Here is a 16,874-nt window from a genome sequence, read left to right on the forward strand (position 1 = left end):
GGATAAAATGTATAAACAAAAACTGGTCTTAGTAGGGAACGGAATGGCTGGATTACGTTGTGTTGAATCCATTATAAGTAAGAATCCGACTGCATTTGAGATTACTATTTTCGGAAGTGAACCGCACGTTAACTATAACCGAATCTTATTGTCGACTGTGCTTCAAGGCAACACCTCTTTTGAAGATATTATGATAAATGATCGAAACTGGTATACGGTGAATAATATCCAATTGTTCACAGGTGAAACGGTAGTAAAAATCGATAAAGAGACTAGGAAAATAAAAACAGACAAAGAACGGGAAGTTTACTACGATAAGCTGATAATTGCCACAGGTTCTGTCCCGTTCATTCTTCCTGTCACAGGTGTAGATAAAGAAGGCGTCATTGCATTTCGGACGATTGAAGATTGCCAAAAGATGATTGAAACTTCACGCAAACATAAAAAAGCAGTCGTCATCGGAGGCGGTTTGTTAGGTTTGGAAGCAGCGAGAGGGCTGTTAAACCTTGGCATGGAAGTGCATGTCGTTCATATCGCTGACTATTTAATGGAAAGGCAGCTCGATTCAACGGCATCACTTTTACTGCAAAAAGAGTTGGAAAACCAGGGAATGAACTTTCTTTTAAAAAAGGAAACACAGGAGTTAATCGGTAACGAGCGTGTAGAGCGCGTCCGTTTTAAGGATGGAACGGAGCTGGATGCAGATTTGGTCGTTATGGCTGCGGGAGTCAGACCGAATATTCAGTTGGCCAAAGAAAGCGGAATTGATACAAATCGTGCGATTATTGTAAACGACTATTTAGAAACCAGCAGCCCAGATATTTATGCGGTTGGTGAATGTGCTGAACATCAAGGCATGGTTTATGGGCTGGTTAAACCTCTATACGAACAAGGTGAAGTGCTGGCAAAGCATATTTGTGAGATGAAATGCAGCGGATACCACGGCTCGGTCCTTTCGACCCAGTTGAAAATATCAGGAGTTGAGCTATTTTCTGTTGGTGATTTCCATGGTGACGAAACCACGAAATCCATCACAACTTTTGATGAATTGGATAGTGTTTATAAAAAGTTGGTTTTTCAAGGAAGAAAAATCATAGGTGCTGTGCTTTACGGAGATACAAACAACAGCTCACGATTACTCGATATGATAGTAAAGCGGCAAGAAGTATCGTCAGAGGAAAGGCGTGCACTGTTCCAGTCACCAAATACGGCTGAGGGATTAATCGCTTCGATGGCAAATCATGAAATCATTTGCCATTGTAATGCTGTTTCAAAGGGGGGAATCATTGAAGCGGTTCAAAATAAGGGATTATCGACAGTGGAACAAGTTAAACAATGCACAAAGGCTTCCGGTTCTTGCGGCGGATGTAAGCCGGCAGTAACCGAGCTTTTGACCTATATTCAAAGTAACCTTACTACTCAGGATGAGAAACAAACTGCATTTTGCACATGTACGAAATTAACGGAAGATGAAATCGTGTATAAAATGCAGCTCCAAGACGTATCGACTGTCCAAGAAGCGATGGATGCTCTTGAATGGGAAAATACAAAAGGTTGTTCAACTTGCAGGCCTGCATTGAGCTATTATTTAGGGATGATTCATCCAGAGTACGAGATCAGACAGCAAACTCTTTTCATAAACGAAAAAAAGAATGCAACAGTTCAAAGTGATAACCGATACTCAGTTATCCCGCAAATGTACGGCGGGATGACGAATGCAAAAGACTTGCGAAAAATTGCTAATGTTGCCGATAAATATGAAATATCCCAGGTTGCGGTAACAAGTGAACAAAGGATTCATTTAATGGGGGTGAAAAAAGAAGATCTCCCAGGTGTGTGGGCTGAATTAGATATGCCGTTAAGTTCGAAATATGGTAACACCGTTCAAAACGTCAAAACATGTATCGGTGAACATGTTTGCTCTTGTGATAAACAGCAATCCCTATTACTTGCTGTAGATTTGGAAAAAAGATTGGAGCAAGTATCAACACCATACCGTATAAAGATGGGCATATCCGCTTGTATGCATAACGGTGCAGGATCAACAACGAAAGATATAGGTGTTATGGGCATTGACAGGGGCTGGGAAATATATGTGGGCGGAAGCAGCGGGCGTGATGCACGTGCCGGTGAACTGCTATGTGTAGCCGGCACAAATGAAGAAGCCATTGAAATCATCATCGGCTTTATTCAATATTATCGGGAAACAGCCAACTACTTAGAACGGACTTGGAAATGGATTGAACGAGTGGGTTTAATTCATGTTAGAGAAATTTTGTTTGATAATGAACTTAGTCAGCAACTATCTCAACGATTGGAAATGGCCTAGATCAGGGAATGAACAAAAGGGAAAACTAGATGCAAGACTTAATAAGCGGATAAATGTTTGTACCATGAAAAATCCATAGAAATCCATGAGTAAAGGGTGAGGAGCCTTGACCGATTTATTTTTAAAGTATTTCCGCACGAAGCAACAAGAGGTCCAATCAGAAAAACGATATGATACACAATGTCCATTTTGCAGCATGCAATGTAAGATGCAGCTGCTGGAACAAACAATAGTGACAAGAAAAAAGTATTTGACGATTGGAAAAGATAATCCAACCTCAGAGGGGCGCTTATGCATTAAAGGAATGAATGCACACCAACATGCTTTGCATAAAGATCGAATTAAATACCCATTGTTGAAAAAAAATGGGGAATTTGTTCGAATATCATGGGAGGAAGCATTAAGCCACATTAAGGAGAATTTCACTAAAATTCAAGCAGAAGATGGTGTAAATGCATTATCTGTTTATGGAAGTGCATCCATTTCAAATGAAGAAGCCTATTTGCTTGGGAAATTTGCAAGAGTGGCTTTAAAAACAAAGTATATAGATTATAATGGCCGTTTGTGCATGTCTGCAGCTGCTTCGGCAGCAAGCCAAACATTTGGTATGGACAGGGGCCTGACCAACAGCTTATCAGAGGTTCCGTTCACAAAGTGCATAATCTTGGCGGGTACGAATATTGCGGAATGCCAGCCGACAATCATGCCGTACTTTGAGCAAGCGAAACAAAATGGGGCATATATCATTGCTGTAGATCCCCGGGAAACCGCAACAACGAAAATGGCCGACTTACATCTAAAGGTGAAACCTGGGATGGATGCCGCCTTGGCAAACGGATTATTGAAAGTGATCATTGAAGAGGATCTTATTGATGAAGCGTTTATCCGGGAACGTGCAAATGGCTATAAAGAAGTTAAAGAGTATGTTACATCTTTAGAGTTGGAGGAAATTGCAGAATTGACAGGTGTTCCTAGTGACCAAATCCAAAAAGCGGCTGCCATGTTCGGGAAAGAAGAATCAGGGATGATTTTTACAGCTAGGGGTGTTGAGCAGCAAACAGATGGTTCAGCGGCTGTCCGTAATTTTCTTAATATTCTTATTGTTACAGGAAAAATCGGAAAAGTGAATTCGGGCTATGGGGCCATAACCGGTCAGGGGAATGGACAGGGAGCAAGAGAGCATGGCCAAAAGGCAGACCAGCTGCCGGGGTATCGCATGATTGAAAATGAGGAACATAGATTACATATTGCAAGAATATGGGGAATTGATGAGACTGAATTGCCGCGTAAAGGCGTCTCGGCATACGAGATGATAGAGAAGATAAATGAAGGTGAAATTACCGGCATGTTTTTAATGTGTTCCAATCCCATTGTTTCGAATCCAAATGCTAACTTTGTCAAAAAGGCATTGAAAAAATTAAAGTTTCTTGTCGCGGTAGACATGTTCGTTTCTGAAACTGCTAGATTGGCTGATTTGATTTTACCTGCTTCGTCTTATTTAGAGGATGAGGGAACAATGACGAATTTAGAAGGACGGGTAACGTTGCGGGAAGCGAGTTTTTCATCACCTGGGGAAGTGAAGCATGATTGGCAAATCATCTGTGATATAGCTAAAGCTCTTGGGAAAGGGGAGCATTTTCCCTTTCAATCTGCAAATGAGATATTTGAAGAACTAAGAGTGGCAAGCCGCGGGGGAACCGCCGATTATTATGGTATAACGTATGATCGCTTAAGAAAAGAAGGAGGCATTTTGTGGCCATGTCCATCCATTGACCATAAAGGGACAAAAAGGTTATTCGAATCGTCTTTTGCCCACCCGGACGGAAAGGCGGCCATGGTAGTGGTTAATAACCTGCCTCTTGTTCCAAAAGAAAAGCCATGTACGGAATTTCCGCTTTATTTAACAACTGGAAGAATCATGTCACATTATTTAACAGGGGTACAAACGAGAAAAAGCTCATCATTAGCCGCAAGAAATTTTGAATCATATATGGAAATCCATCCGGAAACAGCCAAGAAATATCATATTTCAGACAATACTTTGGTGAAAATTGAATCAAGGCGCGGAAGTATTGTCGTAAGAAGCAAATGGTCCCCAACGATTCGCCATGATACTATATTCGTCCCTTTTCATTGGGCAGACTCCCAAAATGTCAACCGCCTCGTTTCACAGGATTTAGACCCGACATGCAAAATGCCCGGCTTTAAAGTAAGTGCTGTAAAAGTACATCCTATATTAAGTTAACGTCTCATTAAGGGGAGGTTTTCTTCTTATTCATGACAATATTTTTGGTTAGATCATCACACAGGCTTTCATGACTAAACAACAAAAGGGGATAAAGGATGGAAAAAGGTAAGGTCTATATTGTTGGTGCCGGTCCTGGTGATCCGGACTTAATTACTGTCAAGGCAATCAAATGCATCGCGGAAGCGGATGTCATCTTGTATGATCGATTGGTAAATCGTGAATTGCTTTTCTACGGTAAACCTGGAGCTGAATACATTTATTGCGGTAAAGCGCCTGGTATACATTGTGTCCCTCAAGAGGGCATTCATCAATTGTTAATAAGTAAATCAATGGAGAGAAAAACGATTGTTCGTCTAAAAGGGGGAGATCCATTCATTTTTGGCCGAGGCGGTGAGGAAGCAGAAGTGCTAGCAAAGCATGGAATTCAATTTGAAATAGTCCCTGGAATCACATCTGGAATCGCTGCGCCAGCTTATGCTGGAATTCCCCTGACTCACAGGGAATGGGGGAGTTCCTTCGCAATTGTCACAGGACACTGCGTGACCGGCAAACCTGATAACATCAACTGGCATCATTTGACACATGGTGTTGACACCATTGTTATTTATATGGGTATCAAAAACCTTCCATATATCTGTAAACAATTACGCTCCTGCGGAATGAAGCCTGAAACTGCCATTGCAGTCATTGAACAAGGAACGACAGGTTTTCAAAGAACTATTACAGGAACAATCGATTCAATAGTGGCAATCGTTACAAGTGAGCAGGTTGCCAATCCCGCCATGATCGTAATAGGAAAAGTGGTGAATTTATCCGAGAAATTATCATGGTTTTCAGAGAAGACAAAAGATAAGGAGTTCGCTTAGAAAAGGAATGATTACCTAGAAAACTTTTACTGTCATGAAAATGGAAAACTGGACATGAAAGTCATCATGTCCAGTGTGACAATGTTAACAGCTATTTTAATATTGCAAGGTGAAAATGTTGTCGAAGAGTAAAATATGGACATTGAACAGCTAATAATTCAGGTTTCTAGGCGAAAATCAATTACGCAGGCCAAAGTGTGCATTTAATTGGCCCTGCAGCATTTTTTTTCGCATTTTTTCCTGTTCAATTTTTCTGTTCTCTTTTAATTTTTCCTGTCTAATTTCATGGGTTTGCACTCCATCCTCTATTTTATCGGCGATTTCCACTAATGCCTTGACGTCGGAAAAAGAGTATTTACGGTTACCACCCTTAGACCTTTCGGGGAAAACGAGTTTTCTTTCTTCATAATACCGGATTTGCCTATCGGATAGTCCGGTTAATTCTCTGACGACTCCTATGGAAATAACCTTTCTATCTATATAAGATTCTTTTTGCTGGACGATGAAAATCACCTCATTTTTGATTTATGCTGAATCAATAAGGATATTATATCCTAATTTTCTGAATATTTGTAATAAAAACTAACATAAATTATTAGTTTTTAAAAACTATGTAAGATTTTATTACATGTTTGTGGCGATAAAAAGTGACGTCACCTATAATCAATCATATCATCCTTTCAAAAAAATCTTATTGGAGGACAAAACATGTCTAAGCAGAAATTGGCACTCATTGGGAATGGTATGGCTGGAGTAAGATGTATAGAAGAAATTTTGAAAATTCAACCGGAAAGGTTTGAGGTGACTGTCTTCGGAAGTGAGCCGCATCCGAATTATGATCGAATCCAACTATCGAATGTATTGCAAGGGGCTACGACGATAGATGATATTACAATAAATGATTGGAACTGGTACAAAGAGAACAATATTACACTTTTTTCAGGTGAAACAGTCACGAACATCGACACCACAAAGCAAATCATTTACTCAGACACTAATCGCGAAGTCGAATATGATCAATTAATTTTAGCTACCGGATCGATCCCTTTCATACTTCCGATAAACGGAGCTGATAAAAAAGGAGTGACCGCCTTTCGAAATATTGAAGATTGCGAAAAGATGATTGAATATTCTAAAAATAATAAAAAGGCTGCAGTCATTGGTGGAGGATTGCTGGGTCTTGAAGCAGCAAGGGGGCTTTTGAATCTAGGTATGCAGGTAGATGTAATTCACCTTTCGGAATATTTGATGGATAGGCAGTTAGATCCAGCAGCAGGAAAAATGCTGCAAAGGGAACTTGAGAGCCAGGGAATGAATTTTTATCTCGGGAAACAGACTCAGGAGGTTTTAGGTGAAATTGATGTCAAAGGATTACGTTTTAGTGATGGCGAGGAAATCAGCGCCGACTTAGTGGTCATGGCAGTTGGGATTAAACCAAATGTTGCAATGGCCCAAAATTCCGGCATCCCTGTCAATCGAGGAATTATCGTGAATGATTATATGGAGACAAAGATCCCGAATATTTTTGCGGTTGGTGAATGTGCGGAACACCGTGAGATGGTGTATGGTTTGGTCGCCCCCCTATATGAACAGGGCAAAGTATTAGCCAAAAGGATTTGCGGACTTGAAAGCAAAGCTTACGAGGGGTCCGTGCTTTCTACTAAGTTAAAAATATCTGGTGTTGATGTATTTTCGGCTGGAGAAATTTTCGAGGATGAACAAGCCAAATCAATCAAGGAATTTAATGAATGGAATGGTACTTACAAAAAAGTAATGATTCGAAATGGGAAAATATCTGGTGCGGTATTATTCGGGGATACAAAGGAAAGCAATACCCTATTGAGCATGATCAATAAAAATGCCGACGTTTCGGATTATTTAAATGTTGGAACAAGTGAACCAAGTGTCAGCCTTGTCACTTCGATGTCAAATGAAGAAATCATCTGTGGTTGTAATGGTGTAACGAAGGGTGATATTGTGACGGCTATCGAATCTAACGGTTTAACAAGCATTGAGGAAGTAAAAGGCTGCACAAGTGCTTCGAGATCATGCGGTGGTTGTAAGCCGTTAGTCGGTGATATTCTCGAGCTGACATTAGGCGCTGATTTCAGTAAGTCAAACCAGAAGGAATCAATATGTGCGTGCACTACTTTATCAAGAGATGAGGTTGTTGCCGAAATACGCGAAAAAAATCTGACACATACTCGTGAAGTCATGAATGTTCTCGGCTGGAATGCAAGTGATGGATGTTCTAAATGTAAACCGGCACTGAACTATTACTTAGGCATGATCCATCCTGTTGACTATGAAGATGAAAAAGAATCCCGCTATGTCAATGAAAGGCTACATGCAAATATTCAAAAGGATGGTACATTTTCCGTTGTGCCAAGAATGTATGGCGGCGTCACAAATCCCGATCAATTACGGAAAATAGCAAATGTTGCCGATAAGTATAATGTTAAGTTACTTAAGGTAACAGGCGGTCAAAGAATAGATTTGTTCGGCGTTGAAAAAGAAGACCTTCCAAGCGTATGGGCCGACCTGGATATGCCTTCTGGATATGCGTATGGAAAAACGCTTCGAACTGTGAAAACATGTGTCGGTGAAAACTTTTGCCGTTTTGGCACCCAAGATTCAATCGGTCTGGGTATTGCCATGGAGAAGAAATTCGAACGTGTTGGCACACCGCATAAGGTTAAGATGGCTGTGTCGGCATGTCCTCGTAATTGTGCTGAATCCGGTATCAAAGATCTTGGTGTTGTCGGTGTTGACGGTGCATGGGAAATTTATATTGGCGGCAATGGCGGTACTCATTTACGAGCTGCTGAATTATTATGTAAAGTGAAAACAAGTGATGAGGTAATTGAAATTACGGGTGCGTACATCCAACATTATCGAGAGACTGCCAATTATTTAGAAAGAACGTCGGTCTGGGTTGAGCGTGTTGGTTTCGATACCATCAAGGCGATTATTGGTGATAAGCAAAAAAGGATGGAGCTTAACCAACGCTTGGATGAGGCCTTATCCGTATTGCAAGAACCGTGGAAAGAAATCATTGAGAGCAATGCGATCAAAACCGGTTTATTTCAAAAAGTGAAAATTCCGGCTATATCAAATAAATGAATATGGGGGCAGCCTAAATGGGGAAAACACTTCAAAAGATAAAGGTCTCAACCGTAAAAGAAATGCCAAAAAACCTGGGGAAAACAGTAACCATAGGATCTCATGAAATTGCTCTTTTTCATTTAGCAAATGGTGAATTCCGGGCTATTGAAAATCGTTGCCCTCACAAAGGTGGGGTTCTGGTGGAAGGCATTGTGAGTGGTGATCACGTATTTTGCCCGATGCATGACTGGAAAATCAGTGTCAAGAATGGAGAAGTCCAAAAACCTGATAATGGTTGTGTAAAGACATTCCATGTTGAAATAGAAGATGGTAATGTTTATATAGTTTTATAACCAGCCGCTCTGGATAGTCTCTTAGACTATCCATTTTTCTTTGTCGATTTTTGAACTAAATTCCTCCGATGAAATAATTGATAAATATTTCCATAACAAATATAATTCTAGTAAAGGAATGACAAAAAAAATAAAAAGATTGTAAGCGGTTTCGGTGATGAACCGAAATTTAAACAAATAAAGTTATAGGGGAAAGGTTGGCGTTTCATGAATAAATTATCCGTTGGCGTTTTTACCTTTATGCTGTATTTTGTTCCTTTATCAAATACACCTGGAATAGCAGAAGTACAACCAGATTACAAGCTTTATGTGATGGCCCCATTGGGTGAAATAACAGATTGGGAGGCATTTAAAGCAGAACTGACCCAGTTAAAGGAAAATGGAGTATATGCAATTACGACAGATATCTGGTGGGGATTGGTCGAGAGTAAAAAAGATAATCAGTTTGATTGGTCCTATTATAAAAAATATGCGGAAACCGTGAAAGCTTCCGGTTTAAAATGGGTGCCCATTTTGTCTACGCACCAATGCGGCGGTAATGTGGGGGATGATTGCAACTACCCCATCCCGAGTTGGCTCTGGAATAAAGACACTGCCGAAAACATGGCTTTCAAGAGTGAAAGTGGTTTCTGGAATAAGGAGGTACTTGCTCCTTGGTGGGAAGGCACAGCCGGTCAGTACAATGAATTGTACAAATCCTTTGCAGAGAACTTTGCTGATAAGAAGGGTTTAATAGCAAAGATATATCTAAGTGCAGGACCGGCAGGGGAATTAAGATATCCCTCCTACCAGAATGCCGATGGCTGGGATTATCCTGAGAGGGGACAGCTTCAAGTTTATACAGAAGGAGCAAAACGGGATTTCAGGCTTGCCATGAGAGAAAAATATTCCACGATAAAAAAATTAAATGCCGCTTGGGGCAAAACGTATAAAAACTGGAAGGAGATTCAGCCGCCAGGAAATGGGGATGAATTTTTCAGCAGGGGCGGCGCAATCGACACTAGATTTGGATACGATTTTATGCAGTGGTATCAAGGAGCACTCGAAAAGCATCTTGCAAAAATCTCGAAGTTTGCCCATAAACATTTTGATGAAGTCTTTGGCGTGCCAATTGGAGCTAAAATCTCAGGGGTCCATTGGAAAATGAATGATCCAGTAATACCGCATTCAGCAGAGTATAGTGCCGGGTACCATAACTACTCCCAATTATTGAATCAATTTAAGAAATCGAATATGGCCCTCACATTCACCTGTCTTGAAATGGGAGATCAAGACGCACATACTGCACCGTCCTATAGCGCTCCTAAGACTTTGGTGACCCATATTGCCTCTTTAGCAAATGAAAAAGGAATTTCTTTAAACGGGGAAAACGCACTCCCTCTGATCAATAATGAATGGGGCTTTGACAATGTAGCAGAAATGGTTTTTAACCATGGTTTTGAAGGATTTACATTGCTTAGGATGTCTTATTTATTCGACGATGAAGGAAATCCTACTAATGAGTTCAGGATGATGGCTGATAAATTGGAAGGCAAGTCGATTCCCGTTACATTCACAGTTGAAAATGTACCTGCCACACAGGGAGTTTACTTAATTGGGGACAGAGGGGAAATCGGCCGATGGAATCCTGAAGATTACGAATATAAACTCACTCAAAACACAGAAGGCAGCTGGAGTGGAACATTTCGTTTAGCTGCAGATCGATTCTATGAATTCAAGTTCGTCCTGAAAGATGAAAATGGCAATATCACTTGGCAAGATGGCGAAAATAATAGGTATACAACTCCTTTGAATGGAGAAGGAAACTATAAAACTGAATGGTAAATGAAGAAATGTGGTCTTTCATTTTGCAAGCTTAAACTGTTTCTATCAAAATTTTAATACCATTTTATCGACAAATGGAGGTTCGAAAAGTTTATACAATCATCTCTATAGGTAAACTTAGTTATCCATCTTGTTTTTACACATAAATATATGGATGAACCCCTGAATAGATTGAAGAAATTTGCGACATTCCTGCCGAAAAACTGGCTGGCCGAGACCCCACAGCCGCTTTGCTTTGATGCTGCTTGGCAGACAGTTGGCGGAAATGAGCCTTTCTGAAATCATTTGGAATATTTTTTTAGGTTTTAAAGCCTGAAGAGGTAATCAACGTTCAAATTTTACAGTATGACTAACTAAGCAGGACTTGTGGGAAGAATATAAGGTATGGAAAATCATCACAAGTTAGGGTATAAAAAATCCAGAATCCAAGTGATGTATATTTGCATACTGACCCCATTACGGCAATATTTTTTAATACTTAAATGATATAAATTTACATTAATTGAAATGTGGGCTATTTTTAGAACAAAACAACAAGAAAGGGAGGAATCAAAATATATGAAGACAATGATTACATGGACAGGGGAACTGGCCTTTTCTGGCACAACTCCGTCGGGACATGAAATAAAGATGGATGCCGCCGAAGAAGCAGGAGGTAAAAATAGTGGAGCAAGACCCACAGAATTACTTTTACACTCTCTTGCCGGCTGTACAGGAATTGATATTGTAATGATTTTAAAGAAAATGCGATTTGAAACAAAGGCCTTTCAAATAGAAATAGAAGGGGCACGGTCAGAAAATCATCCTAAACGTTTTACCGATTTTCATATCCATTATTTATTAGAGGGAGATCTACCTGAAGATAAAGTCGTCCGTGCAATTCAATTATCCAAAAATACGTACTGTTCAGTGTATCACTCATTAAATACCAACATTAAAATCAGCTATTCAATCAATGGTGTTAAAGGAAAACAAGACATATAATATATAATTTAAAGGACTATCATTTAACAGAAAGTTGTTTTACATCCGTATAATAAAAACAGCCCCATTTTTGAAAATGGGGCTGTTTTTACTGAAATGAACATCCTCATTTCATGGATAATCATCTATAACAAAACGTGCAAACCACAGAAAATAATCCCTCTCATGTTAATCCAAGGATATTCTTTCGAAAAAATCAATCTAAAATTGGTTTTCAAGGTTACCGAACTCCATTTTACGGAAGGAAAGGGATTATTCAGTAAGCAAGTAATCAAAATGTAATGGTTTGTCATTGGAATGCCCTTGATGTTAGGAGTTTATCCATATAAACTTTAGATACTATTGAGGAGTGGTTAAAGTTGAAAGAGATAACAATTGACAAATTAATTTTTAAAAATCATTTATCGATGATTGAGCAATATTCATTGAAAGATTTCATGTTTAAGTGGCTCGGCAGCCCCGAAGAAGGTTTAGATGATCTTCTTCCGCTTGCATACACAGATCAAGTTTTTGCAAAAATGGAAACGACAATGGAGACTAAAATCAAGATTCATGGAGAAGAAATTTTCAGATATGTCACCATTACGGAAGATAATCAAATTGTAATAGGGGGCTTGGACTCGAATCAAGAGTTAAAGTTTAGAATTGTGTCCCTGGAAGAGCGTTTGAAAAGCTACTAAAACTGAATCATAATTTTCAAAAATAAAAAGGCCGTTCCTGTGGAATGGCCTTTTTATTTCATCACGTTAAGAGAGTCGTGAGAGTCGTCAATACCACATGTTAACTGTACTCGAAAGTAATTGATAGCCTTTTCTTATGCAAGCTAAAAAGCGAGTAACTCTTTAAACTCGCGATATTTTTGGATTAATTTAACAAAATATAAATGTTTATTGGTTTGTCTTAGTATATTATATAGTAATGAAGTCGACTAAACATTTGGGGGGATTGAGATGAGCGAGACGTTGGCAAGTTCTCTAAAAACGCTTTTGAAGGAAACGTTTGAAGGACCGGGAAATGAAGGGAGCTATTATACTGATTCAAAACCGACTACCGGGGTTTTTGGTACACTTGATGGCTTAACCGCAGAAGATGCTTCATGTTCCATAAACGGATCGACAATTGCGGCACACTCAGACCACACCCGGTATTATTTATGGGTGATCCGATCGATGATCAATGGCACAGACTTTGAAAAAGATTGGGAAGAAAGCTGGACCATTGCTACTGTTGATGAGGTGAAATGGGCTGAAATCAGAGAGGAATTACATAAAGAATATGTATCTCTTTTCGCAGAAATCGAAACAATCGATTTAGGAAAATGGCTTACAAATGTAAATGCGACCATTGCCCACTCAGCTTATCATCTTGGAGCGTTACGGCAAATGATAAAAAGTCTTGAAATAGAAGAAAAAATATAACATATAGAAAAATAATATAACATATTGAGAGTTTTTAAACTGATTGGAACGTAGGGCACTCGCTTTCCGGAGGCAAGTCCGCCCTCGGCACTCGCTTTCCGGAGGCAAGTCCGCCCTCGGCGCTCTTGCGCCTGGATTCTCCTTTCGACACGCTTTTCCCGCGGGAGTCTGGTACACGCGTTCCAATCAACTTTGTTTGAAAACCCAGATAGATACTTTTAGTCTTAGTCGATAAGAGGGGTTCGTATGATCTCATCCCTAAGTTGAAGGTTTATAATATCTGATAGTTTATTTCCTTTTTCATATACTTAAATGAAGTCATAAAAAAATCCCCAGTAACACCCACCTCTGAATTTCCGCAATCAAAAGTGTCTCATTTTTAAGTACCATAGTATCTGAGTTCAATCTCAAGTAATATACTTCCACTCTCCGAATGAATCATCATAATCCCTACCCAATCCGTCTAGTGAATCAAGGAATAATAAACGCTTTCACGAATGATTAAGCGCATCCCTGATATGGAAACCAGTGAAACTCTTTTCCACTTTGCTTATCAATGAAGATATAATTCCAAGATACTCCTTTGCTGAAACACGAGCATATCCAATATTCAAAAATAGCAATTGATCATATAAGAATCACTTTAACTAACGGGGCCAGTTTAGTTGTAAAAGGATTTAATTATATACTTGATGATATTAGAATAAAACAAATAAAGTGTGTCAATAATAAAATTGACATGACACCAATCAGTGTCATATAATAAAAGACACCAATTGGTGTCCAATTAAAAGGGTGGGTGATTTTGAACGAGAAAAATCAAGAACGTGATATTTATGTAGCCATTGCTGACCCAACAAGACGTAAATTGCTACGTTTGTTGGCGGACGTGGAAGAATTGCCACTAAATGAGTTGACCGTACATTTTGAAATGGGCCGTACTGCGGTTTCAAAGCATTTGGCAATCCTTAAAGAGGCAGGTCTAGTAATCAGCAGAAAAGTCGGCAGGGAAACCCGTTATCGGCTGAATGCTGGTCCGTTGAGAGAAATTGAGGATTGGGTATCGTTTTACAGAAGATTCTGGAGTGAAAGAATATTACTTTTAAATCAAATATTAGAGGAGGAATAAAAATGAGTTTAACAGTAACACAAGATTTTAATTTTAAGAGCCCGATCGAGAAGGTATGGCTTGCCTTAACGGATGCAAATACTCTTGGGAAATGGGTAATGGCTAATGATATTAAACCTGTCGTCGGACATAAATTCCAGTTTCGGAATGAACAGTGGAATTTAATTATTGATTCCGAAGTTCTTGAAGTCGAGGAGCCTTATAAGTTATCTTACACCTGGGTAGGTGGCGGTATAAACACTACAGTCACATGGACATTAAAGCACGAGGATGGAACTACCCACTTACATCTCGAACAAACAGGATTCGAAAAAGAAGATCAAGCGTTCAATGGTGCGAAATATGGTTGGGCGAAAATGGGCGAAGAACTTAATAAAGTGTTAGAGGTATTATAAGACAAAATCTCTGCCTTGTTTTTTAGTATTTAGCTAACGTATAAGAAAAAAGCAAACTGCTCGAAAAGAGGAGTGTTCCGTGATGACAAAAAGTAGAACGAATCCTAAGGTTGATGAATTTTTAGGTAAAGCTAAAAAGTGGAAAGAAGAATTTGAGACGTTAAGAAATATCGTTCTTGACTGTGAGCTGACCGAAGAATTTAAATGGATGCATCCCTGTTACACGTTTGAGAATAAAAACATCGTTTTAATACATGGATTTAAAGAATATTGTGCGCTTCTGTTTCACAAAGGTGCCTTGTTACAGGATGCCCACGGGCTTCTAATTCAACAAACGGAGAATGTACAGGGAGCGCGCCAGATTCGGTTCACCAATGTTCAAGAAATAGTTGCAACGGAATCCATTCTGAAAGCCTATATTCATGAAGCCATTGAAGTTGAAAAAGCCGGGTTGGAAGTGGAATTTAAAAAGAACGAAGAATTCATAATTCCTGAAGAACTTCACAACAAATTCGATGATAACCCTGCCTTGAAAACTGCTTTTGAAGCATTGACCCCAGGAAGGCAAAGAGCATACATCCTTTATTTTTCACAAGCCAAACAATCCAAAACCCGAGAGTCAAGAATCGAAAAATGCATGCAGAAAATTCTCGATGGGAAGGGTTTAAAAGATTAATATATTTGATGAGAAAATAAATTAGGGTTCTCGAACACCCGCTCCAATCAACTTTGTTTTAAAAGATAGAACTCGTCTTGTCTGCAGTTTTTTTGAGTCGGTGTAAAAATTAGATTTCAACTGTGGGAAAAGCGTGCCCTAGGGGATCCAAAGGTGCAAGGATTGCCCAACTTTCCAATCATTTAACCCTCAATATGTTATCTTATTATTATATTTCAAGGGTTTTTATCATTTGCCGTAACGTTCCAAGATGATACGCCAAGTGGGCAATGGTCGTTAGCATTTTCCTGAATCGAAATATTCGAAAAAAAGCCCGATTTCTCAGTAATAAAATTGAGAAATTGGGCTTTTTTTGCTATTCCATAAAAGTGCCATATTATGAAATAACACATTATTTTTAGTGGTATGTTGAAATCATTACTTAAACCTTTATTCAAGATAAGCACCCGTTAGCTGAAACAAGTAAGCCTGTTACACGGCAGATTGCTTACACTCTATGGATCACTTCTTTGTTTTATCCATTTTATTATTCGGTTGAGTATTTACTTGCGTTCCAAAAAGGAGTTCGAATGTACGCAAAGTAGGATGAAATCTAAAACATCATTCCAATCAAATTTGTTTTAAAAGATAGAACTCCTTTAGTGCTATAATCCTTATTGGATAGAAGAAATTTGCGATACTCCTGCCGAATAACTGGCTAGCCGAGACCCCAGAGACGCTTGCGTCGAGGAGGCTTGGCAGACAGTCGGCGGAAAGGGAGCGGATTTCTGAAATCAACTGGAACTTATTCAAAGAAAAAACTGCAGGCTAAACGCGTTTTCTTCGTATATGTCAAAAAACAAGACAAGAGTAACCTTCATGTTCCTTTACTGCAATCCTTTTTGGATGGAAGAAATTTGCGACACTCCTGCCGAATAACTGGCTAGCCGAGACCCCACAGACGCTTGCGTCGAGGAGGCTTGGCAGACAGCCGGCGGAAAGGGAGCGGATTTCTGAAATCATCTGGAACTTATTCAAAGAAAAAACTGCAGGCTAACGCGTTTTCTTCGTAATTATCAAAAAACAAGACAAGAGTAACCTTCATGTTCCTTTACTGCAATCCTTATTGGATGGAAGAAATTTGCGATACTCCTGCCGAATAACTGGCTAGCCGAGACCCCACAGACGCTTGCGTCGAGGAGGCTTGGCAGACAGTCGGCGGAAAGGGAGCGTATTTTTGAAATAAACTGGAACTTATTCAAAGAAAAAACTGCAGGCAAACGCGATTTCTTCGTACTTATCTAAAAACAAGACAAGAGTAACCTTCATGTTTTTTTACTGTAATCCTTATTGGATGGAAGAAATGTGCGACACTCCTGCCGAATAACTGGCTAGCCGAGACCCCACAGACGCTTGCGTCAAGGCTTGGCAGACTGTCGGCGGAAAGGGAGCGTATTTTTGAAATAAACTGGAACTTATTCAAAGAAAAAACTGCAGGCAAACGCGATTTCTTCGTACTTATCTAAAAACAAGACAAGAGTAACCTTCATGTTTTTTTACTGTAATCC

The 16,874-nt window shown here is 39.5% G+C and carries 13 protein-coding genes; 12 read left to right on the forward strand and 1 reads right to left on the reverse strand.

Annotated elements, in window-relative coordinates:
* Positions 1 to 7 precede the first annotated feature (7 nt).
* From nirB (AC1DIV_RS07595) to cobA, 3 genes are all read left to right on the forward strand, one after another.
* The gene (nirB, locus tag AC1DIV_RS07595; protein ID WP_477576119.1) at positions 8 to 2,329 is read left to right on the forward strand and encodes a nitrite reductase large subunit NirB; all 2,322 of its coding nucleotides are present in this window, start codon (positions 8 to 10) and stop codon (positions 2,327 to 2,329) included.
* A gap of 106 nt (positions 2,330 to 2,435) precedes the next feature.
* Positions 2,436 to 4,574, forward strand: coding sequence for an assimilatory nitrate reductase catalytic subunit NasC (gene nasC, locus AC1DIV_RS07600; RefSeq protein ID WP_340876481.1), 2,139 nt, complete (start codon positions 2,436 to 2,438; stop codon positions 4,572 to 4,574).
* 98 nt (positions 4,575 to 4,672) lie between these two features.
* The gene (cobA, locus tag AC1DIV_RS07605; RefSeq protein ID WP_340876480.1) at positions 4,673 to 5,443 is read left to right on the forward strand and encodes a uroporphyrinogen-III C-methyltransferase; all 771 of its coding nucleotides are present in this window, start codon (positions 4,673 to 4,675) and stop codon (positions 5,441 to 5,443) included.
* Between the two features lie 177 nt (positions 5,444 to 5,620).
* Here the strand turns inward: cobA and AC1DIV_RS07610 are convergent, their stop codons facing one another.
* On the reverse strand, positions 5,621 to 5,956 hold the full coding sequence (locus AC1DIV_RS07610) for a MerR family transcriptional regulator (protein WP_275452473.1): 336 nt from the start codon (positions 5,954 to 5,956) through the stop codon (positions 5,621 to 5,623).
* Positions 5,957 to 6,151: 195 nt separating this feature from the next.
* Here AC1DIV_RS07610 and nirB (AC1DIV_RS07615) point away from each other — a divergent pair, with 195 nt between their 5' ends.
* The 9 genes from nirB (AC1DIV_RS07615) (at position 6,152) to AC1DIV_RS07655 (ending at position 15,327) form a co-directional block, all read left to right on the forward strand.
* Complete coding sequence (gene nirB / locus AC1DIV_RS07615; RefSeq protein WP_477576120.1) at positions 6,152 to 8,566, forward strand: nitrite reductase large subunit NirB; 2,415 nt, start codon at positions 6,152 to 6,154, stop codon at positions 8,564 to 8,566.
* A gap of 17 nt (positions 8,567 to 8,583) precedes the next feature.
* A complete protein-coding gene (gene nirD, locus AC1DIV_RS07620) occupies positions 8,584 to 8,901 on the forward strand; it encodes a nitrite reductase small subunit NirD (protein ID WP_340876478.1) in 318 nt (105 codons plus the stop codon).
* Between the two features lie 207 nt (positions 8,902 to 9,108).
* A complete protein-coding gene (locus AC1DIV_RS07625; RefSeq protein ID WP_340876477.1) occupies positions 9,109 to 10,725 on the forward strand; it encodes a family 14 glycosylhydrolase in 1,617 nt (538 codons plus the stop codon).
* 558 nt (positions 10,726 to 11,283) lie between these two features.
* Positions 11,284 to 11,709: an OsmC family protein gene (locus AC1DIV_RS07630; protein ID WP_340876476.1), complete on the forward strand. Its 426-nt coding sequence runs from the start codon at positions 11,284 to 11,286 to the stop codon at positions 11,707 to 11,709.
* A gap of 359 nt (positions 11,710 to 12,068) precedes the next feature.
* Entirely contained in the window at positions 12,069 to 12,389 is a 321-nt protein-coding gene (locus tag AC1DIV_RS07635) for a hypothetical protein (protein WP_340876475.1), read from the forward strand.
* Between the two features lie 270 nt (positions 12,390 to 12,659).
* On the forward strand, positions 12,660 to 13,127 hold the full coding sequence (locus tag AC1DIV_RS07640) for a hypothetical protein (RefSeq protein WP_340876474.1): 468 nt from the start codon (positions 12,660 to 12,662) through the stop codon (positions 13,125 to 13,127).
* Between the two features lie 805 nt (positions 13,128 to 13,932).
* Positions 13,933 to 14,256, forward strand: a complete 324-nt coding sequence (locus tag AC1DIV_RS07645; RefSeq protein WP_048686368.1) for an ArsR/SmtB family transcription factor — start codon at positions 13,933 to 13,935, stop codon at positions 14,254 to 14,256.
* Positions 14,257 to 14,258: 2 nt separating this feature from the next.
* Positions 14,259 to 14,651, forward strand: coding sequence for an SRPBCC family protein (locus AC1DIV_RS07650; protein ID WP_477576121.1), 393 nt, complete (start codon positions 14,259 to 14,261; stop codon positions 14,649 to 14,651).
* Between the two features lie 82 nt (positions 14,652 to 14,733).
* A complete protein-coding gene (locus AC1DIV_RS07655; protein ID WP_340876472.1) occupies positions 14,734 to 15,327 on the forward strand; it encodes a YdeI/OmpD-associated family protein in 594 nt (197 codons plus the stop codon).
* Positions 15,328 to 16,874: the final 1,547 nt, after the last annotated feature.

Source organism: Peribacillus sp. 05N428 (genome assembly GCF_056397085.1).

Bases quoted from the DNA above. Each gene is read 5' to 3' on its own strand.
- nirB (WP_477576120.1), top strand. From the start codon at position 6,152: ATGTCTAAGCAGAAATTGGCACTCATTGGGAATGGTATGGCTGGAGTA.
- AC1DIV_RS07625 (WP_340876477.1), top strand. From the start codon at position 9,109: ATGAATAAATTATCCGTTGGCGTTTTTACCTTTATGCTGTATTTTGTT.
- AC1DIV_RS07650 (WP_477576121.1), top strand. From the start codon at position 14,259: ATGAGTTTAACAGTAACACAAGATTTTAATTTTAAGAGCCCGATCGAG.
- AC1DIV_RS07630 (WP_340876476.1), top strand. From the start codon at position 11,284: ATGAAGACAATGATTACATGGACAGGGGAACTGGCCTTTTCTGGCACA.
- nirD (WP_340876478.1), top strand. From the start codon at position 8,584: ATGGGGAAAACACTTCAAAAGATAAAGGTCTCAACCGTAAAAGAAATG.
- AC1DIV_RS07655 (WP_340876472.1), top strand. From the start codon at position 14,734: ATGACAAAAAGTAGAACGAATCCTAAGGTTGATGAATTTTTAGGTAAA.
- AC1DIV_RS07640 (WP_340876474.1), top strand. From the start codon at position 12,660: ATGAGCGAGACGTTGGCAAGTTCTCTAAAAACGCTTTTGAAGGAAACG.
- nirB (WP_477576119.1), top strand. From the start codon at position 8: ATGTATAAACAAAAACTGGTCTTAGTAGGGAACGGAATGGCTGGATTA.
- cobA (WP_340876480.1), top strand. From the start codon at position 4,673: ATGGAAAAAGGTAAGGTCTATATTGTTGGTGCCGGTCCTGGTGATCCG.